This is a genomic window from Mycolicibacterium frederiksbergense (genome assembly GCF_012223425.1).
Classification (GTDB): Bacteria; Actinomycetota; Actinomycetes; order Mycobacteriales; family Mycobacteriaceae; genus Mycobacterium; species Mycobacterium frederiksbergense.
On sequence record NZ_CP038799.1, the window covers coordinates 4,381,495 to 4,407,308 of the forward strand.

Consider the following 25,814-nt stretch of genomic DNA (forward strand, 5'->3'; position numbering starts at 1 on the left):
TGGCTGCTACTGCCTGGAACGGAGCAACGCATATGGCGATCGATCCCGCCGGCATCGACTGGTTCAAGGACCCGCGGCTGGTTGACGATCCCTACCCGTACTTCAACGCGTTGCGCAACCAATGCCCGGTCCAGCCCGAAGACATCTATGGCGTGACCATGGTGACCGGCTGGGAAGAGGCGGTTTCGGTCTACAACGACGCGGACACCTTCTCCTCGTGTACCTCGGTGACCGGTCCGTTCCCGGGTTTCCCGGTACCGCTGGAGGGCCGCGACGACGTCGCCGAGTTGATCGAAAAGCACCGCGACGAGCTGCCGTTCAGCGATCAGCTGCCCACCCTGGATCCTCCGGTGCACACCAACCACCGCTCGCTGATGATGCGGCTGATCACCCCGAAGCGCCTCAAGGAGAACGAGGACGCGATGTGGCAACTCGCCGACGGGGTGCTCGATGACTTCCTGGCTCCGGGCAAGGGCGAGTTCATCAAGGGCTTCGCCAGCCCGTTCACGCTGCTGGTGATCGCCGACCTGCTGGGCATCCCGCCCGAGGATCGCAACGCCTTCGTCGACGGCATTTCGCAGAACTCCGGCGGAGGCGTCGGCAGCACCGGTGCGGAATCGCTGTCGCACAGCCCGTTGGAGTTCCTCTACGCCCAGTTCGAGGCCTACATCGAGGATCGGCGGGTCAACCCGCGCGAGGACATCATGACCGGGATGGCGACCGCGCTGTTCCCCGACGGCAGCACGCCGACCCCCGGGGACGTCGCCCGTGTCGCCACCAACGTCTTCTCCGCGGGTCAGGAAACCACCGTCCGGCTGCTGGGCACTGCGCTCAAGGTGCTCGGTGACCGTCCGGACATCCAGAAGCAGGTGCGCGAGGACCGCAGTCTGCTGCCCAACTTCATCGAGGAGGCGCTGCGCCACGAAAGCCCGGTCAAGGGTGACTTCCGGCTGTCACGCACCCCGGTCACCGTGGGGGAGAAGGAACTTCCGTCGGGCACCACCGTCATGGTGGTCAACGCCGGGGCCAACCGCGATCCGCGCCGCTTCGAGGATCCCGACGAATTCGACCCGGCGCGCAAGAATGCCCGCCAGCACCTGGCTTTCGGTCGCGGCATCCACAGCTGCCCGGGCGCTCCGCTGGCCCGCGCGGAGACCCGGGTGGGCTTGGAGCGGCTGCTCGATCGCACCACCGACATCCGCATCTCCGAGGAGAAGCACGGTCCGGCGGACAATCGGGACTACCACTACATCCCGACCTTCATCCTGCGCGGACTCACCCACCTGCACCTGGAGTTCGACGTCACATGAGGGTCGGCGTCGACGAGGACCGCTGCGCCGGGCACGGGATGTGCCTGACGCTGTGCCCCGAGGTGTTCGACCTCTCCGATGACGGATGGGCGGTCGCTGCTCCCGGCGAGGTGCCGGCCGAACACGAAGCGGCTGTGCACGAGGCGATCCAGTGCTGCCCCGAGAACGCGATTCACGAGATCTGATTCAATCCGCTTCACCAACAAGGAGATTCGAAACTGTGCCCAAGGGTTATGTGATCATCACCGAAGATATCAAGGACCCGGCCGGGATGGCCGAGTACGGCAAGCTGGCCAGCCAGACGATGAGCACCGCGAAGGTGCTGGCCTTCAGCCCCGTGGTCGAGTCGCTGGAGGGGCAGTGGCACGGCACCCAGACCGTGCTACTGGAATTCGAGTCGGTCGAGGCGGCCAAGGAGTGGTACTACTCCGACGCCTACCAGGAGGCCGCGAAGCTGCGCCAGGCCGCGGCCGAGTGCAACGGAGTGATCATCTCGGGCTTCTAGCCTTTCTGCGCGAGCAGACACATATGGCCCCAAAAGTGCTTACTTTTGGGGCCATATGTGTCTGCTCGCGCGAGGAAATTACTCGACGATGGCGATCGCCTGCCGGGGGCACTGGCGCACGGATTCACGCACCTGCTGCTCATTTTCCGGGGTGACGTCCTCGGTGAGCACGTGCAGGTAGTCATCGTCGTCGAGGTCGAACACCTCAGGGATGATGCCCATGCAGACGCCGTTGCTCTCGCAGAGGCCGAAATCCACTTCGATCTTGCTCATGACGGCAGCCTTCGCACCGGCACGTGTGAGTATCCGGCCACGTTCTGCATGTGAACCCGCTGCAGCCCATCCCATTTCACCTCGTAGCGGGGCATGAAATCGAGCAGCTTCTCCAGCGCGATCACGCTCTCCATCCGCGCCAGCGCCGCACCCAGACAACTGTGGATCCCGTAACCGAGGCCCAGGTTCTGCGCCTCGGTACGGTCGCGTTCGATATCGAACTTGTCGGCATCGGTGAACGCATCGGTGTCACGATTGGCCGCGGCGCTGAGCAGGAAGACTGCCTTGCCCGCCGGGATCACGCCGCTGGGCACGCGTGCCTCCTTGAGCGTGTAGCGCACGTTGTACTGCACCGGTCCCTCGTAGCGCAGCAGCTCCTCGACGGCGGCGGGTACCAGGTCTCTGTTGTCGAGCAGCTTCTGCCACTGCTCGGGATTGCGCGCGAAGAGCACCATCGCGGTGCCGATCAGCTTGGTGACCGTTTCCGCGCCGGCCCCACCCAGCAGGGTCGCGAAACCGGTGATCTCGATGTCGTCGAGTTTGTCCAGGCGGCCGTCCTCGCGCGGGATCTCGGCGGCGATGAGACGGCTGATCATGTCGTCGGTCGGGTTCTCCCGGCGCTTCTGCACCAGCGAGTAGTAGTAGATCGCGGTGTCCATGTTGGCCTGCATGCCGGCCTCGGAAGTACCGACCTGCCCGGGTTCGCGGGACAGGCTGGTGTCGATCCAGTGCCGCACCATCTGGCGATAGTCGGGTTCCACGCCGGCCATCCGGGTGATCACCTCGACCGGGAAGGGGCCGGAGAAGTCCTGCACGATGTCGAAGTCATCGGAGGTGATCAGGCCGAGGTAGTGGTCGATCTGTTCGACGATGGTGTCGCGCTGGGCCTGCACGGCCCGCGGGGTGAAGGCCTTGTTGAGCAGGCTGCGCATGTGCCGGTGATCGGGCGGGTCCATGAAGATGATGGACTTCTGCGGGGGCTCGTCGGCCTGCACCATCGCCAGATCGCAGCCACGCGATGAGGAGAACGCCTCGTGGTCCTTGAGCGCGGCGGAGACGTCCTCGTGCCGGGTGAGGGCGTAGAAATCCCGGTCGGGGCAGTAGTAGAGCGGTGCTTCGGTACGCATCCGCCGGTAGATCTCGAACGGGTTGTTGAAGTACTCGTCAGAGAACGGGTCGAACACGAGTTCCGCGGTGGTCATATTGTGGTCCTCCTCCAGGGTGGCGCGCTCACCCGAAGCGTTACGGAAGGCTGTGAAACTGTAACGCTAACAGTAGTCCCGTCGACAGGATTGTGAAACAGGCAATTTGGGGCCGAACTCAGCGTCCCAGTCCGGCGTCGACCACGGCGTTCAGCGCGCCGAGGTCGGTGCCGAGTTCGGCCACCGTCTGCCGGATCACCGCGACGTCCTTGCCGATGAATTCGCCGACGGCGGCGACGAATGCGGCGGTCGAACCGGCACGCGCCACATTGTCCAGCGCCCGGCTGGCACCGCTGCCGTGCGGCAGCGCCTCCAGCAAGGCGGATTCCGCCAGCCCCAGGCTGTCGGCCAGTTGGGCCGCTTCGGCCAACAGGCCGATCTGCGCGGCGAAAAGCGTGTTGTTGATCAGCTTGACCTTCTGGCCCGCCCCGAGTGCCCCGACGTGCAGGACCGGGCTGCCGTAGGCGGTCAGCACCGGCTGCGCCCGCCGCACCGCATCGTCGGGGCCGCCGACGAACAGCGTGACCTGACCGGCGGCGATATCGTGCGGACCGCCGCTGACCGGGGCGTCCACCACATCAAGATGAGGTGCCAGCGCCCTCAGGTGCTCGACGGTGCGCGGGCTGCCGGTGGTGTGCACGATCAGGACGGCCCCGGCCGGCACCGCCGCCAGCAGCGCGGTGTCGACGACCGTGCGCACCTGCTCGTCGGTGAACAGGCAGATGACCACCGCCTCGGCGCCGTCGGCGACCTGGGCGGCATCGGCGACCGGGGTGGCGCCCAGTTCCGCGACGGCCCGGCGTTTCTCCTCGGTGCGGCCGAGGACGCGCACCTGGTGTCCGGCCTCGGCGAGACGGCGCACCATCGGTGCGCCCATCCGGCCCGCGCCGATGACGCCGACGCGCATCAATCGAGTCGCTTCTGCACGCCGGTGCACATCAGCGCGGGTGGTCCATGAGCGCCAGCGCGGCGTCGGCGGCGTCGAACACCGCGCCTTCGGGTGCCGATGCCTTACCGGCGAGCGTCGCGGCGTGCCGGCAATCCTTCTGCAACAGCGCACCGGCGATCGGGGCGAGGTTGTCCAGGCTGCCGCCGAACGCGGCGATACTGCTCAAGGCCTTGCTGGTGGCCGAACCGCGGGTGACGACCTCGCACAGGCGTTCTCGAGGCACCCCGAGGGATTCGCCGAGTGCCAGCGCGCTCATCGCGGCACCGAGGTTCGCGGTGAACAGCAGGTTGTTCAGGATCTTGGCGACCTGTCCGCTGCCCAGTGGGCCCAGATGCACGATGGGATCGGCGTAGGTGGCGAACACCGGACGTACCTTTTCCGCATCGGCTTCGTCGCCGCCGATCATGACCAGCAGGGTGCCCGCTTCGACGGCGGGGCCGCCACCACTGACCGGGGCATCGATCACCGTGACGCCCTTGGCGGCGGCCATTTCCGCGATCTCGGCACAGGTGTCTGGGTGCACGGTGCTGTGGATGGCGATGATGCCGCCGGGAGCCAGTCCGGCCAGCACACCGTGCTCGCCGGAGATCACCTCGCGGACATCGTCGTCGCCGACGACGCACAGACACACCAGATCACTTGCGGCGCCCAGTTCGGACGGCGTACCCGCCGTCTTGGCCGCGGTGTCCGCATAGGGCTCCAGCGACGCGGCGCGACGGGCCCACAGTGTCAGTTCGAAGCCGCCCTCGACGATGCGGCGGGCCATCGGCCCACCCTGACTACCCAGTCCGATGAATCCAACGCGCATCAACCAGCCTCCGCTTCTTCGGCGCCACCGGCTCCGGCGGCGATACATTCTTCGACAAATGACAACACCCGAAGGTGGTAGATCTGCGCCGACAGTCCGACGCTGAGATTGTGCCCGCTATCCGGCATTTCGTGGACCGAAACCCTTGGCGCAGTGACGAACAGGCCGGCGATATCGGCCAGTGCCGATGCCGAGGTGTCCCAGACGCGTTCGTGCTCGGCCGCGGTGTACTGGACGGGCACTCGCACCGCGGCGGCCAGTTCCGGGAAGTCCCGGCGCGACCAGTTGGCGGTCACCGGACCCTCGTAGGCGACACCCGGCGCGGACAGCGCGCCGGTCAGCACCTCGGCCGGATACAGTTCCGCGGGCTCCCACAACAGTTCCCGCAGTCCGGCTGGCCGGCGTGTCAACGTCGCCTGGCTGAGGATCTCCTTGGCGTCGGGACTGTAGCGCAGACCGGTCCCGGCGAGCTCGACGCCGATTGCGCCGGCGTCGGCGACCGTCATCCGCAGTGCCAGTTCGCATCCCAGTGAATGAGCGAAGACGAAGATGCCCGCCCCACGCGGGCCGCCGGCCAGGATCTTGTCCACCGCGCCGGAGACGAGCGCGACCCGGGCGGCCGGCTCAGCCATGGTGTCCTGGTACAGCGCCGACGCACCGTAACCAGGACGGTCCAGGGCGATCGCGGTGTAGCCGTGTGCCGCCGCGGTCCGCAGCAACGAGAGGTCGGGGCGACCGGGGCAGTCGAAGTATGCCGACGTTGTCGCGCCGCCGTGGATGGCGACGATCACCGCGCGTGGCTCGGGGACTTCGGCGACCAGGGCGGACATCGGCACGGCGCCGATCATCACCACCCGGGGCCGTGGCTGAATCATTGCTCGGCTCCCGCTCGCTCCGGTCCTCGCTCGTACCTCGCTGCGATCCTCACTCCCGCTCGCCTTCGCAACTAGTCATCGGTCCGCAGCAGCAGCACACCACTGGGGGTCAGCCCGCCGCTGCTGGCCACCGCGACCTTGGCATCGGCGACCTGACGTTCACCGGCGTGCCCGCGCAGTTGGGTGACGGCCTCATGGATGAGCCCCATTCCGTGGGTCCGGCCGTGCGAGAGCTGACCGCCGTGGGTGTTCAGTGGGATGACGCCGTCACGGGCGATGGCGTGACCGCCGTCCAGGAAATCCTTGGCCTCACCGATACCGCAGAAGCCGAGCGCCTCCAGCCAGGAAAGACAGTTGAAGGTGAAGCCGTCATAGAGCTCGGCGACGTCGACGTCGCTGGGCCGCAAGGACGTTCGCGACCACAGGTGCGCGGACTGGCCGAGCACCTGCGGTTCGTGGGTCAGTGTGGTCTGATCCCAGTCGAGGCGTTCGATGATCTGGGTGCCGACGGCCTCGACCCGGATGGGTTTCTGCGGCAGGTCGCGTGCCAGGTCGACGGCCGAGACGATGACGGCGACCGCACCGTCGCACGGCACATCGCAGTCATACAGCCCGAACGGGGTGGTGATCATCCGCGCGGACAGATAGTCGTCCATGGTCATCGGGTCGCGGTAGATGGCCGTCGGGTTGAGCGCGGCGTTGGCGCGCTGGTTCAGCGCGATCCAGCCGAGCGTCTCGCGGGTGGTGCCGTAGCGATGGAAGTGCCGGGAGGCGTTCTGCGCCAACGTGTGCGCCGCCGAGATACCGCCGAAGGGCTGTTGCCAGCCGTTAGCGCGGGCGCCGCCCGGCGGGGACATCTTGCCTTCCTTCATCAGCTGCTGGAAGGTGGCCTCCCACAGCGTCCGGAAGCACAGCACGTGGCGGGCCATCCCGGTGGCGACGGCCATCATCGCGGCGATGACCGATCCGCCGGGGCCGAACGTGTCCATGCCGCCGTTGATCCAGGTCGGCCGCAGACCGAGCGCGCCCTCGAGCGCGCTGACACCGCCTTCGCCCATGCCGGCGATGTCCAACCCCGGATAGGTGGACAGTCCGTCGATATCGTCGAAGGTCAGACCGGCGTCGGCGACGGCGGCCTCGCACGCCTCGATGGTCAGCGACAGCGGCGCCGCCATCAGTCGCCGCCCGAGCCGGGATGCGCCGATGCCGGTGATGGCCGCCTTGTCCTCGAACTTCTCAACCCCCAGCATCGGCCGCACGTGCTTGGCGAAATCCGTTGGCGGGATCAGGTCTTCGGGCAGCGCCGTCTCGGCGTCGGGGTCACTCGCCGGGATGAACACCGGCAGCCAGACATCATCGACATGCTGGAAGGCCACCTCGACGGGCTGGCCGATCTCCAGGGCGTCGGCATCGCAGTCGACGATGTTGGTGGTCAGCCGGACCCGGGGGTCCTCCAGGATGGCGACCTCGGCGATGACATACGGCGGGGGCAGATCGGGAAAGCCGAAGCGGTGGTTGACGCTGAAGCCCGATAGCGTGGCCCGTCCCGACACGACCCGCACGCCCAGGTCATGGCTGCGGCAGTACCGGCAGATGGGTGCCGGCGGATGGATCAGCGCCTTGCAGGCCTGGCACTCCTGGATGCGTAACTGTCCGTCAGCGCCCGAAGTCCAGAAGAACTCGTTCTGCACCGTGAGTTGGGGCAGTGGCCGGCCGGGTATGGCGGACAAGTCAGCTCCTTGCTGTAGTGGCCGCGGGGTCGGCGGCGTGATCCCGGTCCTGCTGCACCGTCGGGATCTCGATGATGGCGTGTACCGGGCAGTCCAGCAGTGCGCGCATCACCGCATCGCGATCCTGTTCGGGCACCTCGCCGTTGCCCTCCAGGCAGGCGTAGCCCCAATCGTCGAGCGAGAAGTACGTCGGCGCGTGCTTGGCGCAGATACCGAACCCGTCGCACAGGGTCCTGTCGAGTTTGATCTTCACGACACCGCCTCAACTTCGAAGGGACGCAAGGCCGAAAGCCCGGTGCAGTCGGCGCAACCGCCGTCGAGATGGCTTTCGACGAGTTCGGGGAACTGATCCAGCAGGCTCGCCGCGACATTGGCTGCACCGTCGAGCGTCGCGCAGGCACCCCGCCCGCGCAGCACCACCGACCAGCGACGCAGCCGCGCCACATCCTCGGCGGTGGCGGCGCCGTCGCGCAGCGCATCGGTGACCGCTGCCATCGCGGCGGTGCCGTTGAAGCAGGAACCACACTGCCCGGCGTTCTCCCGGTCGAAATAGGCAAGCACGGACGCGGCGACCGCGACCGGGCAGTCCTCGGTCAGCACCGCGATGGCGCCGCATCCGAGCCCACTGCCCAGAGCCCGCACCGATTCGTGGTCCAGGGTGGTGTCCACGATGGCCCGGTTGAGCAGACCGGCGAAGTACCCGCCCATCAACGCACCGGTCACCGACTCGGGATCAACTCCGTGCAGCACGAACAGATCGGCGGCCTTGGTGCCGTGCGGTAGTTCGTACAGTGCCGGTGGGCGGCCCGCGCCGGTGATGGTGGCCAGGAAGGTGCCCGGCGAGGACTGGGTACCGTACCTGCGGAACTCGGCCGGTCCGTTGCGCAGGATGAACGGCAGGTGCGACAGCGTCTCGACATTGCTCACCAGGGTTGGGTGGCCTGCGACGCCCACTTCGAATACGCGTGGTGGTTTGTCGGTCGGTTTGGCCGGTCCGCCGTTGATCACCCGGACCGCCGCCGACTCCTCGCCGGCGATATAGGTGGAGTCAACGGTCACCACGCTGACCTGTAGCCCTTCGAGTCGAGCGTCGGCGAGTGCCGACTCCACCGCGGTGGCGGCGTGCGGGTCGGAGACGTACACATAGCCGCGCTGGGCGCCGACGACCTCGGCGGCCAGTCGCAGGCCGTCGAGCACCAGGTGCGGCCGGTTGCGCAGCAGCCAGCGGTCTTTGACCGAAGCGGGCTCGCCCTCTTCGCCGTTGGCGATGACGACGGTCTGTTTGCCGGCACGTGCGGCGGCCCGCACCGTGCTCAGCTTGACCGACAACGGGAATGCGGCACCGCCGCGACCGAGCAGACCGGATGCTGCCACCGCGTCGAGCAGCACATCGGCATCGTCGATCTGTTGATAGCCCCCGGCGCCCGCGTATTCGTCGAGGTCTTCCGGCACCGACGACGTCCGCAGCAGCCTGGGGGTGAGCCCGGGCCAGACATCGACTCTGAGATCGGTTGCGGTGGTAGTCATGACCGGCGCTTCCTTTCCACCGTTAGGCTGACGGCCGTGAGAACTGCGGTGGTGCGCGTCGAGGTGGACCCGACGGGGCGGCTGACGCCCGCACAGTTAACCGAGGGCATGGTGACGCTCCGGGGACTGTGCGGCCCTATCGGCGCCGACGTGATCGATGCGGATCTCTCGGTCATGCCGGCCAACCGGCGTGAGGTCGAGGTGTTGTTGGCCGGTGATGATGCCGAGGCGCTGCGCAGTGCGGTGGTCACGTTGTGCGGCAAAGCATTCGGAACCGAAGTGGCGCCCGGGGTGCTGACCTTCGTCAGTCGTGGCACCGATGACGACGCGCATGGCGTACTGGCCGGCTTCGGTCTGACCGGCGATGTACACCGGTATCCCAGCGGGCAGGGCTGGGACGTGGTCGAGGTGACGCTGCGCCGGGCGGATCTGGAGCGGGTTCCGGAAAGCCGGATTCACACCGCGCTGGAGGCGTCGCTGAACAGTGAGGTGCGGATCCTGTTGCAGTGAGCTCATCAGGATCCGTCCGGGGCGCCCAGGAAGTCCAGGATGGGCGGCGCCGCCTGCACCCAGGTGTCGAACAGGCAGAAATTCTTGCCGCCGCTCTGGGCGAACTTCTCTCCGGCCCGCTCCCAGGCGTCCTCGGGCCACGGCGGGTCGATCAGGGTGGAGCCCTTGATCAGGCAGCTCACTTCGAGCGAGGTTCGCTTGGGATGGTCCCAGTCGTTCTCGCCGCCCCGGATGATCAGGGTGGGCACGGTGATGTTGTCGAACAACTCGTCGGGGACGCCGGGGATGGTCTGGCCGGGCTTGGGCACGTAGGCGTTCAGCCAGCGCAGCATCACCTTGAGATAGGCATCGGTGTCGAAGTCGAGCAGGCGCTGACGATTGGCCGGGTTTTGCTCGATGCGCTCGCGCCATTCCGGGACCTTGAGCAGTCCCTCGATGCCCAGGCCGCGCACCGCGAGGATGCTGGGCGTGACGTAGTGCCCGCCGAGTACGAAGGATCCGTACACGCCGCCGACGATGTTCCACACCACCAGTTTCCGGACGATCTCCGGGTACAGCATGGTGGTGATCATCGAGTCCCGTGCGCCGCCGGATCCACCGAGGATGTGGCACGGGCCCACACCGAGTTCGGTGATCAGCCGGAACAGCGTCTCGGCCCGCATGTGCGATTCGCTCAGGCCGTAGAACTGCACATCGGACTTGCCGCAATTGGGCCGGTCCCACAGCAATACCCGGTAACCGCCCGCGACCAGTGCCTCGGCCAGTGGCAGGAGTCCCGGGATGTCCTTGCTGAACCGTCCGCCCGGGGTGAGGGCGATGAATTCGCCGGTCTCACCCAGGATTTCGTAGACGACATTGCCGCCGTTGATCTCGATGGACTTCTCGCCGCCGGTCAGTGCCGGCCCGGTCTCTGCACTCATGCTTGCACCAGCACATCGTTACCGACCACCCGGACCGGGTAGGTGCGGATGCTCCACTCCGGTTTGACCGCGGTGGTGCCGGTGGCCAGTTCGAAACCCCACTGGTGCCATGGGCAGAAGATGTATTCCTTGTCGCGCACCATGACTGCATCACCGGGCACGCTCTCGTCGACGATGTTGAGCCCGCGTGCGCGGCCCGAACACAGCGGGCCACCCTCATGCGGGCAGTAGTTCGCGATGGCATAGAAGGTGCCGTTGACGTTGTAGACGCCGACTCCGTGCCGGCCGATCGGCACGAGTTTGTGTGCGCCGTGCGGGATCTCGTCGACAGTGGCGACGATGTGCTCGCGTCCTTGTGCCAGGCGGGGCTCCCGCCCAGCCTCCGTGTCGTTGCTCATGGGTTAGAAGACCCGAACCTGGCCCTCAAGGGCCGGCACAGTGCTCGGCACGTTGCGATAGGTCGACATCGCGTTGCGGAACATGATGGGTTCGCGGGCATGCTCGGGTAGGTGCTTGACCAGCCAGCGCGGATCGTCGAACGTCCAGTGTGGGTAATCGCTGCTGAACAACAGGATCTTTTCGCACTCCATCCACTCGAAGGCCCGGGTCAACTCGGTCTTGTCCTCCGGGTAGTCCAGCGGCTGGGTGGTGAACTTGATGTGGTCCTTGACGTACTCGCTGGGCTTGCGCTTGATGTCCACCCAGGACTTGCGGGCCTCATAGAGCGCGTCCATCCGCCACATCAGCGGCAGGATCCAGCTGAACGCGTGCTCGACGAAGACGATCTTGAGCGTCGGATGCCGGTCGAAGGTGCCGTCGAAGATCAGGCTCATCACCTGATTGGCCGCCAGCAGCGAGTAGGTGACCATGAAATCGTGGTTGTAGCTGGGCAATCCGACCGGCGGCATGGGCAGTTCGTCGTAGTGGCTGCGCGAAAGGTGGCAACTGACCGGGATGTCGTGCTTGGCGGCCGCCGCCCAGATGGGGTCGTATTTGGGATTGCCCCACGACGGGCGTGGCTCGGCCTTGATGAGTATCTGCGACATATAGGGGTGATCGGCCCAGCGCTCGATCTCCTCGACGCTCTTCTGCGGCTCCTCGATGGCCAGGCAGATCGACCCGCGCCAGCGCTCGTGCCAGTTGTTCTGGCTGTCCAGCCAGTGGTTGGCCTGCCAGTCGTTGAGCGCCATCGACATGGCGTGCTGCGCCTCAGGGATCCGCGCCGGGTAGGCGGCGGGCTCCAGGATCGCGACGTCCGCGCCGGCCTCCATGATCAGCTGCTTGAAGGCCAGTTCAGGGTCGCTGCACGCGAACTCGCCGTCCGGCGGAAAGGCATCCAGGCGCATCGCGTAGGAGTGCGCGTAATCCGGTGCGTCGTAGTAGATCTGGTCGCCGACCTTGTGCGTGCCGAAGTACTTGCTGCGCCAGGGCTCGGGAAGGTACTGGCCGAGCTCGCCTGAGCGCGGGGCCGGATGGACATCGGAGTCGACGCACCGCACGGCGATGCGCTCGGTGGCAGATACCCGCGGATTGGCTGTGGTGGTCATGATGTGTGCCTCCTCGTTCCCTCTACTGTGCCTCGGCGGCGGACGCGATGACCGGGCTTTGGATCCCGTACAGCTCAGCCGCATTGCGCCAGCACAATTTGTCGCGTTGCTCGGCGCTGTAGCTGCGCGGCACCGAGAGCTCGTTGAGCTGCCAGTGCGGATAGCTGGATCCGTACATCACCATGTCGTCCTTGCCGGTGAATCCAGCCCACTCGCCGGCGAAGTCGACGTCACCGGGTCCGTCCAGCGCGCCCTGCACGAAGTACACGTGGTTGGGGAGGTAGTCGCTGGGCATTTTCGGCGCCCACGGGGTCTGCTCGAGGTGGGGGCGGCCGAAGCAGTCCATCCGCCACATGAACGGCGTCAGCATGTCGGCAGCGCCGTCGGCCCAGACGAACTTCAGCTCGGGCAACCGCTCGAAGACGCCCTCGGCGATCATGTTCATCAAGTGGTAGAGGAAGTTCATCGCCGTGAACCCGACGTACTGCTCGTAGGTTCGGGTGATTCCGTTCGGCGTCGGTGGCAGTGCCACGCCCGAGCCGACCTCGAAGTGCACCGATACCGGGAGCCCGGCGTCGACGGCGGCCTCCCACAGCGGCCAGAACTGTGGCTTTCCGTAGAGCTCGCGGGACTGCAGCGGAATGCCGAGTTGCACCACCTGCGGATGGTCCTTGTACTTGTCGATCTCGCGCAGCGCCCCGACGATGTCGTCGGGGTTGACCCGGATGGTGCCGCGGAAGCGATCACCGAACTCGTCATGCGCCAGCCAGCGCGTCACCATCATCTCGTTGTGCGCCGCGGCGATCGCGGAGCCGAGGTGACGGTCGGGCATGATGCCGCGCGTCATCGGATGCAGGATCGCGATGTCGACGCCGCGGTCGGTGAACAGGTGCTTGGCCACGACCGCGGGATCCGAGCCGGGGTACTGCCCGTCGGGGCCGGTGGTGCGGGTGGCGTACTCGCCGCCGGGAGCCCCGTACCAGTCCATCTCGTAGTCCGGGAAGCCCCGGCTGCTGAACGGTTCCTTGAGGAAGTTCTTGCGGAGGTCCTTGTTCGACGCGACGAAGATGTGCACGCTGGTGTCGATAACGGGGGTCATCACGACGTTTCCCGCACCGTCCTGCAGTTCTTTCACCGTGGTCCATCCTTCAGCTCTGCGGCCGGGCCGTGGGCACAGCCCAGTGCGACGTCTCGAACCCCAGTGTAGATCCTTGTTCTTCAATAGCAAGAATATTGTTCTCCAGCGGAACGCTTACATCGTCGCTGGTGAGAGTGTCTGCTGGTCAGTCGCGTAGCGGGCAATTAGTGAAACTAGATAGTCGCAGAAGGAGAATCTCGCACCCTTTCGCGAGAATGCTATTCTCCTGCAGACGGAACTAGTGCAGGCGGGAGGTGCCAGATGCTTCTGGAGTTCGACTCTGATCAGCGGCTTTGGCAGGAAACGGTGCGTGACGCGGTGGGCAAACAGTGCCCGGCGTCGCTCATCCGAGGGATCGCAGAAGAGACGGGGAGCGACGACGCCGCCGACAAACTCTGGCACTCCTACCGGGAGGCGGGTTGGACCGAGCTGACCGACCCGGAGAACGCGGTCGAGCTTGCGATCGTGCTCGAGGAACTCGGCCGCGCCACCGACCCGACGCCGCTGCTCGCCACGCTGTCGCAGTTCGCACCGCTGGCCGGTGATCGCTACGACCCCTCGAAGGCCGGCGCAGCGATCTATGAGGGCATCAGCGCCAACTGGAGTCGGCAGGGCTGGGAACTGGACGGCACCTCGAAATTCGTGTTGGACGGGGACCGCGCCGAGCGACTGGCCGTCGTCACGCCCGCGGGCGTTTTCGTCGTCAATGCCGACGTGACCACCAGTCGGCGGCGGGACATCTTCGATCCGGTGCTGCATGTCGCCGAGGTGACCTTCGACCGGGTGCGGGTGGAGGAGACCGACCGGCTGGATCTCGATCCGTCGACCGCACTGGCTCTGGTCGAGCGATCCCGGCATATCGCGTTGATGGGTATCGCCATCACCACGGTCGGAGCGTGTCAGCGCATTTTGGATCTCGCGCTCGAGCATGCCAAGAGCCGCCACCAGTTCGGGGTGCCGATCGGATCGTTTCAGGCGATCCAGCACAAGGCCACCGACATGTACGTGGCCATCGAAAGGGCCCGGGCGCTGTCCTATTTCGCCGCGCTCACCATCGCCGCGGATGACCCGCGGCGCCGGATCGCCGCGGCGATGGCCAAGGCCAGTGCGGGGGAGTGCCAGACGCTGGTGTTCCAGCACGGCCTGCAGACCTTCGGAGCCATGGGCTTCACCTGGGAGAACGACCTTCAGTTCGCGCTGAAGCGGGCCAAGGCCGGCGAGCTGCTGCTCGGCGGTGCCGCTGAACACCGCGCCCTCATCGCCGAGGAGTTTGATGCAACTCGAATTTGATCCCGACGTCGAAGAGTTCCGTGCCGAGTTCTCGGCCTTCCTCGACGAGCACTTACCCTCTGCGGCAGACACTCTGGAGCGCCCGCGGTCGGTATCGCACATGCCGCAGTGGGCACGCGACTGGCAGCGACTGCTGTTCGACAACGGCTGGCTGTTGCCGGCCCAGCCGCCGGAGTTCGGCGGGCGCAACGCATCGGTGCTGCAGAGCTTCGTGCACCTCGAGGAGCTGTGCCGGCGACGGATCTACCACAGCTTCAACCCCCAGGGCGTCAACATCATCGCCGCTTCACTGCTGACCTTCGGCACCGACGAACAGAAACAGCAGTGGGCGGTGCCGGTGCTCAAGGGAGAGCGCACCGCCTCGCTGGGCATGAGTGAACCCAGCGCGGGGTCCGATCTGGCGTCTTTGCGCACCAAGGCCGTCCGAGACGGTGACGAGTTCGTCGTCAACGGTCAGAAGGTCTGGACCTCCGGCGCGCATGACGCCGATTGGCTGCTGACGTTCGTGCGCACCGATCCCGACGCGCCCAAGCACAAGGGCATCAGCGTGCTGATCATCCCCACCGATACCGAAGGCGTGGTGTGCCGGCCGTTCGCCGACCTCACCGGCGAGGAGAACAAGGACTTCAACGAGGTCTTCTTCGCCGATGTGCGGGTCCCCGCGGAGAATCTCGTCGGCCCGCTCAACGGCGGCTGGAAGGTGGCCAACGGGTCGCTGGGCCACGAGCGCACCATGATGTGGCTGGGGTTTGCGGACCGGATCGCCAACTCGATCGGTGACTTCAAGCCCTCCACACCGCTGGAGCGCGATCAGCTGGCGTCGACCATCATGGATTATCAGGCGCTGCGGTTGCTGGGATCGGTGGGGCTGGCCAAGGCGGCCCGCGGTGAGGTCGACGTCGCGGCGGTGTCAGTGCCCAAGCTGCTCGGCGCCGAGGCGGAGCTGCGGGCGGCGAACAACGCGCTCGTTGCGGCCGGGCCGGAAGGGCTGATCCACCCGTCCTTCAGCGGGCCGTACGCGCACATGAATTTGGACCACTACTACGCGAGCTGGTTCGAGCGCTACGCACGCAGCTTCTCCGGGACCATCGCCGGCGGGACATCGGAGATCCAGCGCAACATCATCGCCCAGCAGGTGCTGGGGTTGCCCCGCGGTTAGCGAGCACATGAAAAAGTCCCGCCTTCCGATACCGGAAGGCGGGACTTTTTTCAGGCTTGCTACAACTCAGTAGTTGTTGCAGGTCCCGGCCAACTGCAGAGTGGCTCCCAGGTAGCTCGCGGCGCCCGGGTAGGCGGCGATCTGGTTGACCGTGTTCTGCCGCTCCACCGGACCGGAGTTCATGAAGGTCCGCAGCATCCCCAGCGCCATCGGCTGAGCGTTGAACTGCGCGGCCAGGTCGGGACGTTCCGCGTTCATGGCGGCCATCACCTGGTCGTAGCTACAGGTCGTGTTGATGACAGGACCGAGGTCGGGCTGGGCTGAGGCGATCCCGACCGACATCGGCACCGACAGAGCCAGACCGCCAATCACGACGGCAAGCTTCGTGCGCGACACCTTGAGCATGTGGTTTTTACCTTTCCCCACCCGACTGATTCGGGCGACATCCTCCTTGTCGTGGAGGACATCTAATTTGTTACAGATCTTCTGGACAAAAGGCTAACAGGAGCGACGCTGCTCCACGCAAGTCCATTACCCAGGGGTAACGCTGGTCAAACGGGTGAAGTTCCCCGATCCGGGCGACCGAATTCGGCGGTATCACTTCCAGTCTATGACCGCGGTTTCCTTGCGTTCGGTGATCGGCCGGGCCAGTTCCTGCTCATCGCAGATGCGCTGCAGGTTGTCCAGCGTCTCGTCCAGGCCGGGCCCGAGCTTCTTGCCCGGTGTGAAGGTGGCGGGCAACTTCCGCATGCCCTGGATGACACCGATGCTGTCGTAGTGCACGGTGCCCGCGGGATCACAGCGGTAGTCCGGCATCCGGTCGAGCACCGCGGTCAGCATCGATTTGAACACCGTGCGGGCGACGTTGGAGCCCACACAGCGGTGCACGCCGATACCGAAGCTGAAGTGCCGGTTGCCCTTGCGATCCATGATGATCGTGTTGGGGTCTTCGAAGACGGAGGGATCGCGGTTGGCCATCGCCCATGAGATCCACAGCCGCTCACCCTCCTTGAACTGGGTGCCTTCGACCTCGACGTCCTCGGCGAAGGTGCGTCCGTCACCGGGGGCCGGGGTGAAGAAGCGCAGGAACTCCTCGGTGGCCGGGTTGAGCAAGGTCTCCCGTTCCCGGCTGAGCAGGCTGCGCTGATCGGGGTGCTCGCCCAGCCATTCCAGCGCATGCGCCGTCAGCGCGGTGGTGGTGTCGAAACCACCGCCGATGATCAGGCCCAGGTTGCCCAGGATCTCCATATCGGGTGCGGGCTCACCGTCGATGCGCAGCTGCAGCAGGGCGTTGATCAGGCCCGGTTTCGGGTTCTCCTTGAAGGCGAACATGTTGGTGAGCAGGTCGATGCCCATCTCACGGTGCTGTTCGTTGATCTTCTCGCGGTCCGGCGAGTGCTCGGGGGTGTAGACCGAGGCGTGCGTGGGCTCGCTGTAGACATGCCACTTCTTGAGGTCCAGCCCCATCATCGCCAGGGTGAGTACCGCCGGCACGACGTTGGCGAGGTGGTCGACGAAGTCGATCTCGCCGGTCTCGATGTGCTCATCGAGTGCCGCGCGGGTGATCTCGTCGACGAACGGGACCCAGCGCTTGATGGCTGCCGGCGACAGGTAGGGGTTCAGCGCGCCGCGGTAGGTGCTGTGGTCGGGCTCGTCCATCTCCAGAATGCCGCCGCGCACCGTCTTCGCGCGGCTGGCGACCGGAATGCTGATGCCCTGGTAACCGGTGCCCTCACCGGTGAGGTCGTGGTCGTTGGACACCACCGGGCAGCGGGCCAGCTCGAAGACGTGCTTGCTGTCCGCGGCGACCCAGTGGCCGTCGTAGACGTCGGTCCATGCCATCGGGCACCGGGACTGCATCTCCTCGGTGATCTTCTCGAACTGCAGCCGGTACTCGGGTGTGTGCCGGTCGAAGTGGTACGTGTTCCGCTTACGCGCGTCATCGGTGGTGACGTCGTCGGTGCTCACGGCGGTGTCTCCCTTGGTTATCGGAGTGGATGGCGCTGGGGTTCCGTCATGTCATTCGACGACGATCGCTTGCTCGGGGCAGGAGTGCACGGCCTCTTTGACCGCATCCTCCTGATCGGCGGGCACCACTTCCGAGGTGGGTGAGGCGTGGCCGTCGACATCGTCGAGTTCGAACGAGTCGGGGGCGATCATCGCGCACAGGGTGTGCCCCTGGCAGCGGCTTCCGTCGACCGAAACCTTCACTGCGCCAGCTCCTTCCGGATGTTTGGTTGCACCATCAGACGTGGTAGTCGTACCACTTGAGGTATCCGCCCGCATCGACGCGCAACTGCATGCCGGTGACGAATCGGGACTCGTCGGAGGCCAGCCACAGCACCGCGTTGCTGATGTCCTCGGGTTCGATGTAGTTGACCTTCATGGCCTGTTGCACGCCGAAGACCGGCTCCGCGTCGGCGCGGGTCGGATTCTCCAGGTCCGGGCGGAACGAGCGGTACATCGGCTCGCTCTGCAGCATGTCGGTGTTGCAGTTGGTCGGATGGATGACATTGGCCCGGATGCCGCGGACAGCGAGTTCGGTGGCCAGGTAGTGCACGTATTCGGAGATGAGGCGCTTGCTGACCATGTAGCCCATACCGCCCGGGTCGCCACCGGGGTTGGGCTTGTTGTGGGCGTCCATGAGTGCGGCCGCCGAGGCGGTCGCCACGATCGAGGCCCCCTCGGTCAGATGCGGCAGCGCCACCTGGATGGCATTGATGGTGCCGACGAAGTTGGTGTTGATGCCGTCGGTCCAGGCCTGCATCGGCGGCTGACCCTTCATCGCGGCGACACCGGCCTGCGCGACAACGATGTCGACCTTGCCGAGTTCGGCGAGCCCGGCCTCCAGCGCGCCGCGCAATTCGGCCTCGTTGCGAACGTCGGCCTGGGCTGTGACGATCCGGCGGCCGGTCTTCTCGACGTAGTTCTTGGTCTCTTCGAGGTCCTCTGCCGTGGCCATGGCATAGCCGACGGTGTCGTAGTTCTTACAGATGTCGACGGCGATGATGTCGGCGCCCTCTTCGGCCAGCCGAATCGCGTGGCTGCGACCCTGCCCGCGGGCCGCGCCGGTGATGAACGCGACTTTTCCGGCTACCCGGCCTGCAGTGTTTCCCGTGGTCCCCATGTTCAGCCCTTCTCGCTTCTAGGTGTTCCGGCCGCCGTTGACGCCCAGGATCTGTCCGGTGATGTAGCTCGCCTCTTCGGAGATGAAGAAGGCGCAGGCCGCAGCGATGTCCTCGGGCTTGCCCATCCGGCGCACCGGGGTCTGCTCGATCTGCTTCTCGGTATCGCCGAGGAACCCGCGGTCCTCGGCCTTGCGCAGCATGGGGGTGTCGATGAAGCCGGGCGGGACGGCGTTGACGGTGATGCCCATCGGCCCGTATTCGAGCGCCAACGATTTCGTCAGCCCGTTGACCGCGGATTTGGCCGCGACGTAGGGCGCCATGAAGGGCTGCCCCGAGTGGGTGCTGGAGGAGGAGATGTTCACGATGCGTCCCCAGCCGGCCTCGACCATCTCCGGCAAGACGGCCTGGATGCAGTGGAACGTGCCGTTGAGGTTCACGTCGATGACCCGCTGCCACTGCTCGAAGGTGGTGTCGGTGAAACGGCGGAAGCTGTCCAGCCCGGCGGCATTGACCAGTATCGAGACCGGGCCGAGCTGGCCGCGGACATCGTTGAGCGCCTCGTCCACGGCGGCGCGGTCGGTCACGTTCGCGATGAACGCGTTCGGTGTATCCGAGGGGTTCAGGTCGAGGGTGGCGACGTTGTAGCCATCCGCGCGCAGACGGTCGGCGATCGCACGTCCGATGCCCGACCCGCCGCCTGTCACGACAGCGTTCTTCACCTGTGAGGCCTCCTCAGTGTGGCGGCGATCTCAAGAATCGCCCTTTCGATTATGAGAACCGTACTCTCGGGTCGGGCGATCCCGCAAGATCGGCGGGTCTGAAAAGAGGAACAAAACTTTGGCCCGCAGCCCAGCTCGGGGTATACGACTAGCGCATCTACGCTTTCTTGCGTTCTCATGAACCGGATGTAAGATTCGCCCCTGATGAGAATGAAATTTCCATCACAGTGAGGAGCCTGATGTCGGAGACCCCCACGATCACCGCCCCGAGCGGCAGTGATTCGGTCAGCGGAACAGCCACTACGAAGGCCGATCGGCGGATGCTGATCGACGGACAACTCGTCGACGCCGCCCGCACCTTCGCCACCGTGAACCCCGCCACCGGCGAGGTGCTCGGCTACGCGCCGGACGCATCGGTCGCCGATGCCGAGGGCGCCGTCGCTGCGGCGCGGCGCGCCTTCGACGGCTCCGGCTGGGCCACCGATGTGGCGCTGCGGGTGCGGTGCCTCGAGCAGTTCCACGCCGCACTGCTGGCCAACCGCGACGAACTCGCCGCGCTGACCACCGCGGAGGTGGGTGCCACCGCCGCGCTGAACCTGGGCGCGCAGCTGGATCAGCCGATCGCCATCGTCGAGTACTACACGAACCTGTTGCGCGACTACCCGCTCACCGAGGACCTCGGTCACGTCGAGAGCCGCGGGCAGCAGCATCACCGCTGGGTCGAGAAGGAAGCCGGCGGCGTGGTGGCCGCGATCATCGCCTACAACTATCCGAACCAGCTGGCGCTGGCCAAGCTGGCGCCGGCGCTGGCCGCCGGGTGCACCGTCGTCCTCAAGGCAGCCCCGGACACCCCGCTGATCACCCTGGCCCTCGGCGAGCTGATCGCCAATCACACCGACATCCCGGCCGGCGTCGTCAACGTCATCAGCGGAGCCGACCCACAGGTCGGTGCCGTGCTGACCACCGATCCGGACGTCGACATGGTGACCTTCACCGGCTCCACACCGACCGGCCGGGCCATCATGGCGGCGGCGAGCACCACGCTCAAGAAGGTCTTCCTCGAGCTCGGTGGCAAGTCCGCCGCGATCGTCCTCGACGACGCCGACTTCGGCACTGCCGCACTCTTCTCCGCGTTCAGCATGGTCACCCACGCCGGCCAAGGCTGCGCGCTGACCTCACGCCTGCTGGTGCCGCGCACGCACCACGACGAGATCGTCGAACTGGTCAAGGCCAACTTCGGGCATGTGCGCTTCGGAGATCCGACCGACCCGTCCACCTACATGGGTCCACTGATCAGCGAGAAACAGCGCGACAAGGTCGACGCCATGGTCCAGCGAGCCGTCGCCGCCGGGGCAACACTGGTGACCGGGGGCGAGAAGAAGGGGCCGGGCTACTTCTACACACCGACCCTGCTCACCGATGTCGACCCCGACAGCGAGATCGCCCAGGAAGAGGTCTTCGGCCCGGTCCTCGCGGTCATCGCCTACGACGATGACGACGACGCGGTACGGATCGCGAACAACTCCATCTATGGCCTGTCCGGCGCGGTGTTCGGCAGCCAGGAGCGTGCGCTCGCGATCGCGCGGCGCATCCGTACCGGCACCTTCTCCATCAACGGCGGCAACTACTTCAGCCCGGACAGCCCCTTCGGCGGGTTCAAGCAATCCGGCATCGGACGCGAGATGGGTGTGGCCGGACTCGAAGAGTTCCTGGAGGGCAAGACGTTCGCCGTTCCGGTGGTGCCATCGTGAGCAAGCCGCTGGACGGAATCCGGGTCCTCGAGGTCGCGATGTACGGATTCGTCCCGTCGGCGGGCGCCGTGCTCGCCGAATGGGGCGCCGACGTCGTCAAGGTCGAGCACGCGGTCACCGGCGACCCCCAGCGCGGGCTGCGCCAGACCGGTCTGCTGCGGGTCGAGGGCGACCCGAACCCGAACATCGAGCACGCCAATCGCGGTAAGCGCAGCATCGGTCTGGACATGTCGGTGCCCGAGGGCAAAGAGGTCCTGCTCGAACTCGCCCGCCGCGCAGATGTTTTCCTGACCAGTTTCCTGCCTGGGCACCGCGAGAAGTTCGGCATCGACGTCGAGGACATCCGCACGGTGAACCCGAACGTCATCTACGCCAGAGGCAGCGCGCTGGGGCCCCGCGGCGAGGAGTCGGTCAAGGGCGGCTACGACATGACGGCGTTCTGGTGCCGCGCCGGCACGGCCGCGACCATCACGGCACCCGGCACGCCGGGCATGGTCGGCCCCCCGGGACCCGCCTACGGCGACACCATCTCGGGGACGAACCTTGCCGGCGGTATCGCCGCGGCGCTGCTCAAGCGTGAGCGCACCGGCGAACCGTCGGTGGTGGATGTCTCGCTGCTCGGCAGCGGCCTGTGGGCGCTGGGCCACACCGTGGCGCTGACCAATCATCTCGACCAGCGGATGGAGGCCTTCCCGCCGGGAATGCAGGGTTCGCCGCTGAACCCGCTCGTCGGGCTGTACCCGACCGCCGACGACCGCTACATCTCCTTCGTCATGATGCAGCCGACGAAGTTCTGGGCCGACGTGTGCCGGCACATGGATCTCGAAGAGTTGATCGACGACCCCCGGTTCGCCACCGCGGAATCGATCGGTGAGAACACCGCCGCCGCCAACGAGATCCTCACCGAGGCGATGCGCAAGCGCACGCTGCCCGAGTGGAGCGAGCGTTTCGCCACCCTCGCCGGGCCGTGGGCTCCGGTTCAGGACACGCTGCAGGCCGCCAAGGACACCCAGATCCGGTCCAACGAGTACATCGTGCAGGCCGGCGATCTCGAACTGGTGGCCAACCCGGTGCAGTTCGACGTCACCGCGCCGAGTACCGGTGGCGCCCCGGGATTCGCCGAGCAGACCGAGGAGATCCTGTTGGAACTCGGCCTGGACTGGGACCGCATCATCGAGCTCAAAACCGCAGGCGCCGTTACTTAAGTTCGTCCCGAGAGGTACCCACACAGCCCATGCCCTACGTTTCATCGATCGGTACCTATCTGCCGTGCTGGGGTACCCCCACACGGCGGGTGCCCGGCGATGACGAGGATGCGATCACCCTCGCCGTCGAGGCCGGCCGCGCCGCGCTGGAGTCCGGTGGCGCCGTCGAACGGGTGGTGCTGGTGAGCCGCAGCCTGCCGCTGGTCGAGAGCAGCAATGCCGCGGTGCTGCTGGCCGGGTTGGGGCTGGACCCCGAACTCGAGGTGGACGAACGGTTGGGCGGCGCACCCGCGACCGCCGACGCGCTGAGTTCGGCGCGTCCGCGCACGCTGATCATCGGCGTGGATCTCGATCCTGCCGGCGCCGCCGCCCTGGTCACCGCCGAACACGGGCTGCAGGTGCGGACCGCGGCCCGGCTGGCGCGCAGCCTGCCGGTGCGTACCCGGACCGAGGCGGGCGGCATCCAGGACTACGGCGACCCGAGGTTTTTGCACGAACGTGGGTTGATCGCGTCATTGGAGGCCGCCTGGCTGGACACCCCGGCGGCGGTGGCGGGGGTCGATCACACCCGGGCCGCCGAACTGTGTCTGCCCGATCCGCCGGTGCTACCGACCATGGGCGCCAGCGCCGGCATTTTCGCCCTCGCCGGATTGGCCGAGACGGGCCGGACCGGGCCGCTGGTCGCCGTCGAGCAGGCCATTCTGTCCGGGATCACGGTCAGCGGTGGATGCGCGACGGTTCATCGCCGCGAGATCCCGGCCCGGCCCGCCCCGGCGTACACCTGTGCCAAGGGCGCGGACATCCCGATCTCGCTGGCCGCCTATGAGCGTGCCTTCGAGGCCAAGGTGCGTTGGGAAGCGGGCACTTTCGCCGGCAGCGACGAACTCGACTTCCCACCGCGTTTCCGGGTGGCCCGCGACGGCACGCTGGGCACCGACTACGAGCTGGTGCCGTTACCGCGCACCGGCACCGTCTACACCGAGGTGACCGTCCACGTCCCGGTCCCCGGTCTGCGGACGCCCTACTCGCTGGTGATCGTCGAGCTCGACGGGGTGCGGGTGCGGGCGCTGGTCAAGGTCACCGGGGTGCAGCCCGGCACCGTCGACATCGGGGACCGCGGCCGGCTGGCGCTGCGGCGGGTCGCGATGCGTTCCGGTGTGCCCGACTACGGGTACGCCTTCGCGCCCGACGAGGCAGTCGCATGAGCGCCCGCGGTGCGTGCGGGGGCAGATTTGGCGAATATCGCCACGTTTACGGTAAAGCATTCGATACTGTCCCTCGCGGCACCGAGGGGAGGCCATGAGAAACGTCGCCATCGTCGGCGCGGGGATGACCACCTTTGGTGAGCACTTCGCGCTCGGCCTCAAGGATCTGCTGCCACTGGCATTCGCCGACTGCGTGCACAGCATCGACAAGGGCCTGGACAAGTTCGACCTCCAGGCGGCCTGGTACGGCTCGATGGGTACCGCCGACGGATTCCCGGCGGGGATCCTCGCCGATACGTTGGGGTTGCCCGACATCCCGGTGACGCGCGTCGAGAATTCCTGTGCCACCGGCAACGACGCGGTGCGCAACGCACTGTTCGGGGTCGCCTCGGGCGCCTTCGACGTCGCACTGGTCATGGGGGCGGACAAGCTGCGCGACACCACTTCGGCAGACATGCTGTGGGAGTGGGAGGCGATGGCGCGCGACAAGGCCTGGGACTACCCGCTGGGGCTGGTGGCGCCCGCCGGTTTCGCGCTGCACGTGCGTCGCTACCTGCACGAGTCGCCGGCGACCCGGGAACACCTGGCCATGATCGCGGTGAAAAACCACCGGCACGGGGTCACGAACCCCAAGGCCCGCTTACGGTTTGAGATCACCATGGAGCAGGCCATGACGGCGCCGGTGGTGGTCACTCCTTTCCATGTCTATGACTGTGCGCCGCAGAGCGACGGCGCCGCCGCGCTGGTGATCGCCGCCGAGGATGTGGTGGAACGTTTCACCGACCGGCCGGTGTGGATCCGCGGTGTCGGCCTCGGGCTGGATTCGGTGATGCATCAACACAAAGAGGACCTGACCACCTTCCCGGCGACCGTCCGGGCGGCCAAACAGGCCTTCGGGATGGCAAATATGACACCTTCGGACATTCATGTCGCCGAAGTCCACGATTTCTTCACCGGAATCGAGTTGATCAGCTATGAAGATCTTGGCTTTGCTGACCGCTTCGACGCGTACAAACTCGCCGAGGCGGAAGTCACCAGCGTCGGGGGAGCGCTGCCGGTGAATCCCAGTGGAGGTTTGAAGTCCAAAGGGCATCCACCGGGTGCCACCGGTGTGGCACAGTGCGTTGAGCTGTTTCAGCAGCTGCGCGGTGAGGCCGTCAACCAAGTAGATGGAGCCCGAGTCGCGTTGGCGCACAACGTCGGCGGCCCGACGGCAGTAGCAGCAGTCACGATCTTGGAAGGACCCGATGGGTATGGCAGGTAAGGGTCCGGACCGGTGGACTCCGGGTATCGCAATAGCTCGTAACGCCTCGGGGCCGATGCAGGCCGTGGGTGGTCTGTTCGCGATGAGCGCGGATGCGGTGAAGTATCTGTTTCAGCGGCCGTTCTTCTGGCGTGAGTTCCTGGAGCAGGCGTGGTTCGTCGCGAAGGTGGCACTGGGACCGACGCTGCTGGTGGCCATTCCGTTCACGGTGCTGGTGTCGTTCACGCTGAACATCCTGCTTCGCGAGTTGGGTGCGGCGGATCTGTCCGGGGCCGGTGCGGCGTTCGGCGCGGTGACCCAGGTGGGTCCGATGGTCACGGTGCTGATCGTGGCCGGCGCGGGTGCGACGGCGATGTGCGCGGATCTCGGCTCGCGGACCATCCGCGAGGAGATCGACGCCATGGAGGTGCTCGGGATCAACCCGGTGCAGCGTCTGGTGACGCCGCGGATGCTGGCCTCGGGTTTGGTGGCCCTGCTGCTCAACAGTCTGGTGGTGATCATCGGCATCCTGGGCGGCTACTTCTTCTCGGTGTTCGTCCAGGACGTCAACCCGGGTGCGTTCGCCGCCGGGATCACGCTGCTGACCGGTGTGCCGGAGGTGATCATCTCGTGTGTCAAGGCGGGACTGTTCGGTCTGATCGCCGGATTGATTGCCTGTTACCGCGGTTTGACGATCAGCGGTGGCGGTGCGAAGGCAGTCGGTAACGCGGTCAACGAGACGGTGGTGTACGCCTTCATGGCGCTGTTCGTGGTCAACGTGGTGGTCACCGCCATCGGTATCCAGATGACGGACAGCTGA

28 protein-coding genes are annotated in these 25,814 nt (G+C 66.4%); 11 read left to right on the top strand and 17 right to left on the bottom strand.

Features of this window, described 5'->3' with window-relative positions; all coding sequences use genetic code 11:
- Positions 1–32 precede the first annotated feature (32 nt).
- Genes EXE63_RS24320 through EXE63_RS24330 form a run of 3 tightly spaced genes read left to right on the top strand, consistent with a single transcriptional unit; the run spans position 33 to position 1,815 of the window.
- The gene (locus EXE63_RS24320) at positions 33–1,310 is read left to right on the top strand and encodes a cytochrome P450 (RefSeq protein ID WP_168144046.1); all 1,278 of its coding nucleotides are present in this window, start codon (positions 33–35) and stop codon (positions 1,308–1,310) included.
- Complete coding sequence (locus EXE63_RS24325) at positions 1,307–1,495, top strand: ferredoxin (protein WP_149442535.1); 189 nt, start codon at positions 1,307–1,309, stop codon at positions 1,493–1,495. The genes EXE63_RS24320 and EXE63_RS24325 overlap by 4 nt, the downstream gene beginning before the upstream one ends.
- A 35-nt stretch (positions 1,496–1,530) precedes the next feature.
- Positions 1,531–1,815: a DUF1330 domain-containing protein gene (locus EXE63_RS24330; protein ID WP_105366451.1), complete on the top strand. Its 285-nt coding sequence runs from the start codon at positions 1,531–1,533 to the stop codon at positions 1,813–1,815.
- Positions 1,816–1,893: 78 nt separating this feature from the next.
- Here the strand turns inward: EXE63_RS24330 and EXE63_RS24335 are convergent, their stop codons facing one another.
- The 8 genes from EXE63_RS24335 to EXE63_RS24370 all read right to left on the bottom strand — a co-directional run bounded on the left by EXE63_RS24335 (position 1,894) and on the right by EXE63_RS24370 (position 9,179).
- Positions 1,894–2,088 (bottom strand): ferredoxin, encoded by a 195-nt coding sequence (locus EXE63_RS24335; protein WP_168144047.1) that lies wholly within the window; start codon positions 2,086–2,088, stop codon positions 1,894–1,896.
- A complete protein-coding gene (locus tag EXE63_RS24340) occupies positions 2,085–3,290 on the bottom strand; it encodes a cytochrome P450 (RefSeq protein ID WP_168144048.1) in 1,206 nt (401 codons plus the stop codon). The genes EXE63_RS24335 and EXE63_RS24340 overlap by 4 nt, the downstream gene beginning before the upstream one ends.
- 118 nt (positions 3,291–3,408) lie before the next feature.
- Positions 3,409–4,197: an NAD(P)-dependent oxidoreductase gene (locus tag EXE63_RS24345; RefSeq protein ID WP_234904254.1), complete on the bottom strand. Its 789-nt coding sequence runs from the start codon at positions 4,195–4,197 to the stop codon at positions 3,409–3,411.
- A 31-nt stretch (positions 4,198–4,228) separates the two neighbouring features.
- A complete protein-coding gene (locus tag EXE63_RS24350; protein ID WP_168144050.1) occupies positions 4,229–5,047 on the bottom strand; it encodes an NAD(P)-dependent oxidoreductase in 819 nt (272 codons plus the stop codon).
- On the bottom strand, positions 5,047–5,922 hold the full coding sequence (locus tag EXE63_RS24355; RefSeq protein ID WP_168144051.1) for an alpha/beta hydrolase: 876 nt from the start codon (positions 5,920–5,922) through the stop codon (positions 5,047–5,049). Before EXE63_RS24355 ends, EXE63_RS24350 begins: the two co-directional genes overlap by 1 nt.
- Before the next feature lie 71 nt (positions 5,923–5,993).
- The gene (locus EXE63_RS24360) at positions 5,994–7,652 is read right to left on the bottom strand and encodes a thiolase C-terminal domain-containing protein (RefSeq protein ID WP_168144052.1); all 1,659 of its coding nucleotides are present in this window, start codon (positions 7,650–7,652) and stop codon (positions 5,994–5,996) included.
- A gap of 1 nt (position 7,653) precedes the next feature.
- Positions 7,654–7,905: a ferredoxin gene (locus EXE63_RS24365; RefSeq protein ID WP_168144053.1), complete on the bottom strand. Its 252-nt coding sequence runs from the start codon at positions 7,903–7,905 to the stop codon at positions 7,654–7,656.
- Positions 7,902–9,179 carry an NADH-ubiquinone oxidoreductase-F iron-sulfur binding region domain-containing protein gene (locus EXE63_RS24370; RefSeq protein WP_168144054.1) on the bottom strand — a complete coding sequence of 426 codons (1,278 nt, stop codon included), beginning with the start codon at positions 9,177–9,179 and terminating at the stop codon, positions 7,902–7,904. Before EXE63_RS24370 ends, EXE63_RS24365 begins: the two co-directional genes overlap by 4 nt.
- Before the next feature lie 36 nt (positions 9,180–9,215).
- Between EXE63_RS24370 and EXE63_RS24375 the strand changes: the two genes are divergently transcribed.
- Positions 9,216–9,689: a hypothetical protein gene (locus EXE63_RS24375; RefSeq protein WP_168144055.1), complete on the top strand. Its 474-nt coding sequence runs from the start codon at positions 9,216–9,218 to the stop codon at positions 9,687–9,689.
- Between the two features lie 5 nt (positions 9,690–9,694).
- Here EXE63_RS24375 and EXE63_RS24380 read toward each other — a convergent pair whose 3' ends face one another.
- The 4 genes from EXE63_RS24380 to EXE63_RS24395 are packed head-to-tail and all read right to left on the bottom strand — an operon-like array spanning position 9,695 to position 13,255.
- Positions 9,695–10,609, bottom strand: coding sequence for an alpha/beta fold hydrolase (locus EXE63_RS24380; protein WP_168144056.1), 915 nt, complete (start codon positions 10,607–10,609; stop codon positions 9,695–9,697).
- Complete coding sequence (locus EXE63_RS24385) at positions 10,606–11,007, bottom strand: Rieske (2Fe-2S) protein (protein ID WP_168144057.1); 402 nt, start codon at positions 11,005–11,007, stop codon at positions 10,606–10,608. The genes EXE63_RS24380 and EXE63_RS24385 overlap by 4 nt, the downstream gene beginning before the upstream one ends.
- A gap of 3 nt (positions 11,008–11,010) precedes the next feature.
- A complete protein-coding gene (locus tag EXE63_RS24390; protein ID WP_168144058.1) occupies positions 11,011–12,156 on the bottom strand; it encodes an amidohydrolase family protein in 1,146 nt (381 codons plus the stop codon).
- A 22-nt stretch (positions 12,157–12,178) separates the two neighbouring features.
- Positions 12,179–13,255 carry an amidohydrolase family protein gene (locus EXE63_RS24395; protein WP_168145749.1) on the bottom strand — a complete coding sequence of 359 codons (1,077 nt, stop codon included), beginning with the start codon at positions 13,253–13,255 and terminating at the stop codon, positions 12,179–12,181.
- Between the two features lie 300 nt (positions 13,256–13,555).
- Here EXE63_RS24395 and EXE63_RS24400 point away from each other — a divergent pair, with 300 nt between their 5' ends.
- Both EXE63_RS24400 and EXE63_RS24405 read left to right on the top strand, forming a co-directional pair.
- Positions 13,556–14,584, top strand: coding sequence for an acyl-CoA dehydrogenase family protein (locus EXE63_RS24400; protein ID WP_168144059.1), 1,029 nt, complete (start codon positions 13,556–13,558; stop codon positions 14,582–14,584).
- Positions 14,568–15,743, top strand: a complete 1,176-nt coding sequence (locus EXE63_RS24405; protein ID WP_168144060.1) for an acyl-CoA dehydrogenase family protein — start codon at positions 14,568–14,570, stop codon at positions 15,741–15,743. The genes EXE63_RS24400 and EXE63_RS24405 overlap by 17 nt, the downstream gene beginning before the upstream one ends.
- Before the next feature lie 66 nt (positions 15,744–15,809).
- Here EXE63_RS24405 and EXE63_RS24410 read toward each other — a convergent pair whose 3' ends face one another.
- The 5 genes from EXE63_RS24410 to EXE63_RS24430 all read right to left on the bottom strand — a co-directional run bounded on the left by EXE63_RS24410 (position 15,810) and on the right by EXE63_RS24430 (position 19,590).
- Positions 15,810–16,148 carry a hemophore-related protein gene (locus EXE63_RS24410; RefSeq protein WP_168144061.1) on the bottom strand — a complete coding sequence of 113 codons (339 nt, stop codon included), beginning with the start codon at positions 16,146–16,148 and terminating at the stop codon, positions 15,810–15,812.
- 192 nt (positions 16,149–16,340) lie between these two features.
- Complete coding sequence (locus EXE63_RS24415; protein ID WP_168144062.1) at positions 16,341–17,711, bottom strand: cytochrome P450; 1,371 nt, start codon at positions 17,709–17,711, stop codon at positions 16,341–16,343.
- 51 nt (positions 17,712–17,762) lie between these two features.
- A complete protein-coding gene (locus tag EXE63_RS24420) occupies positions 17,763–17,954 on the bottom strand; it encodes a ferredoxin (RefSeq protein ID WP_168144063.1) in 192 nt (63 codons plus the stop codon).
- A gap of 34 nt (positions 17,955–17,988) precedes the next feature.
- The gene (locus EXE63_RS24425) at positions 17,989–18,870 is read right to left on the bottom strand and encodes a mycofactocin-coupled SDR family oxidoreductase (protein ID WP_168144064.1); all 882 of its coding nucleotides are present in this window, start codon (positions 18,868–18,870) and stop codon (positions 17,989–17,991) included.
- Between the two features lie 18 nt (positions 18,871–18,888).
- On the bottom strand, positions 18,889–19,590 hold the full coding sequence (locus EXE63_RS24430) for an SDR family NAD(P)-dependent oxidoreductase (RefSeq protein WP_168144065.1): 702 nt from the start codon (positions 19,588–19,590) through the stop codon (positions 18,889–18,891).
- A gap of 239 nt (positions 19,591–19,829) precedes the next feature.
- Between EXE63_RS24430 and EXE63_RS24435 the strand changes: the two genes are divergently transcribed.
- From EXE63_RS24435 to EXE63_RS24455, 5 genes are all read left to right on the top strand, one after another.
- Positions 19,830–21,341 (top strand): aldehyde dehydrogenase family protein, encoded by a 1,512-nt coding sequence (locus tag EXE63_RS24435; RefSeq protein ID WP_168144066.1) that lies wholly within the window; start codon positions 19,830–19,832, stop codon positions 21,339–21,341.
- A gap of 38 nt (positions 21,342–21,379) precedes the next feature.
- Positions 21,380–22,546: a CaiB/BaiF CoA transferase family protein gene (locus EXE63_RS24440; protein WP_234904637.1), complete on the top strand. Its 1,167-nt coding sequence runs from the start codon at positions 21,380–21,382 to the stop codon at positions 22,544–22,546.
- 29 nt (positions 22,547–22,575) lie between these two features.
- Entirely contained in the window at positions 22,576–23,751 is a 1,176-nt protein-coding gene (locus EXE63_RS24445; protein ID WP_168144068.1) for an OB-fold domain-containing protein, read from the top strand.
- A gap of 94 nt (positions 23,752–23,845) precedes the next feature.
- The gene (locus tag EXE63_RS24450; RefSeq protein ID WP_168144069.1) at positions 23,846–25,015 is read left to right on the top strand and encodes a thiolase C-terminal domain-containing protein; all 1,170 of its coding nucleotides are present in this window, start codon (positions 23,846–23,848) and stop codon (positions 25,013–25,015) included.
- A complete protein-coding gene (locus EXE63_RS24455) occupies positions 25,005–25,814 on the top strand; it encodes an MlaE family ABC transporter permease (RefSeq protein ID WP_105364399.1) in 810 nt (269 codons plus the stop codon). Before EXE63_RS24450 ends, EXE63_RS24455 begins: the two co-directional genes overlap by 11 nt.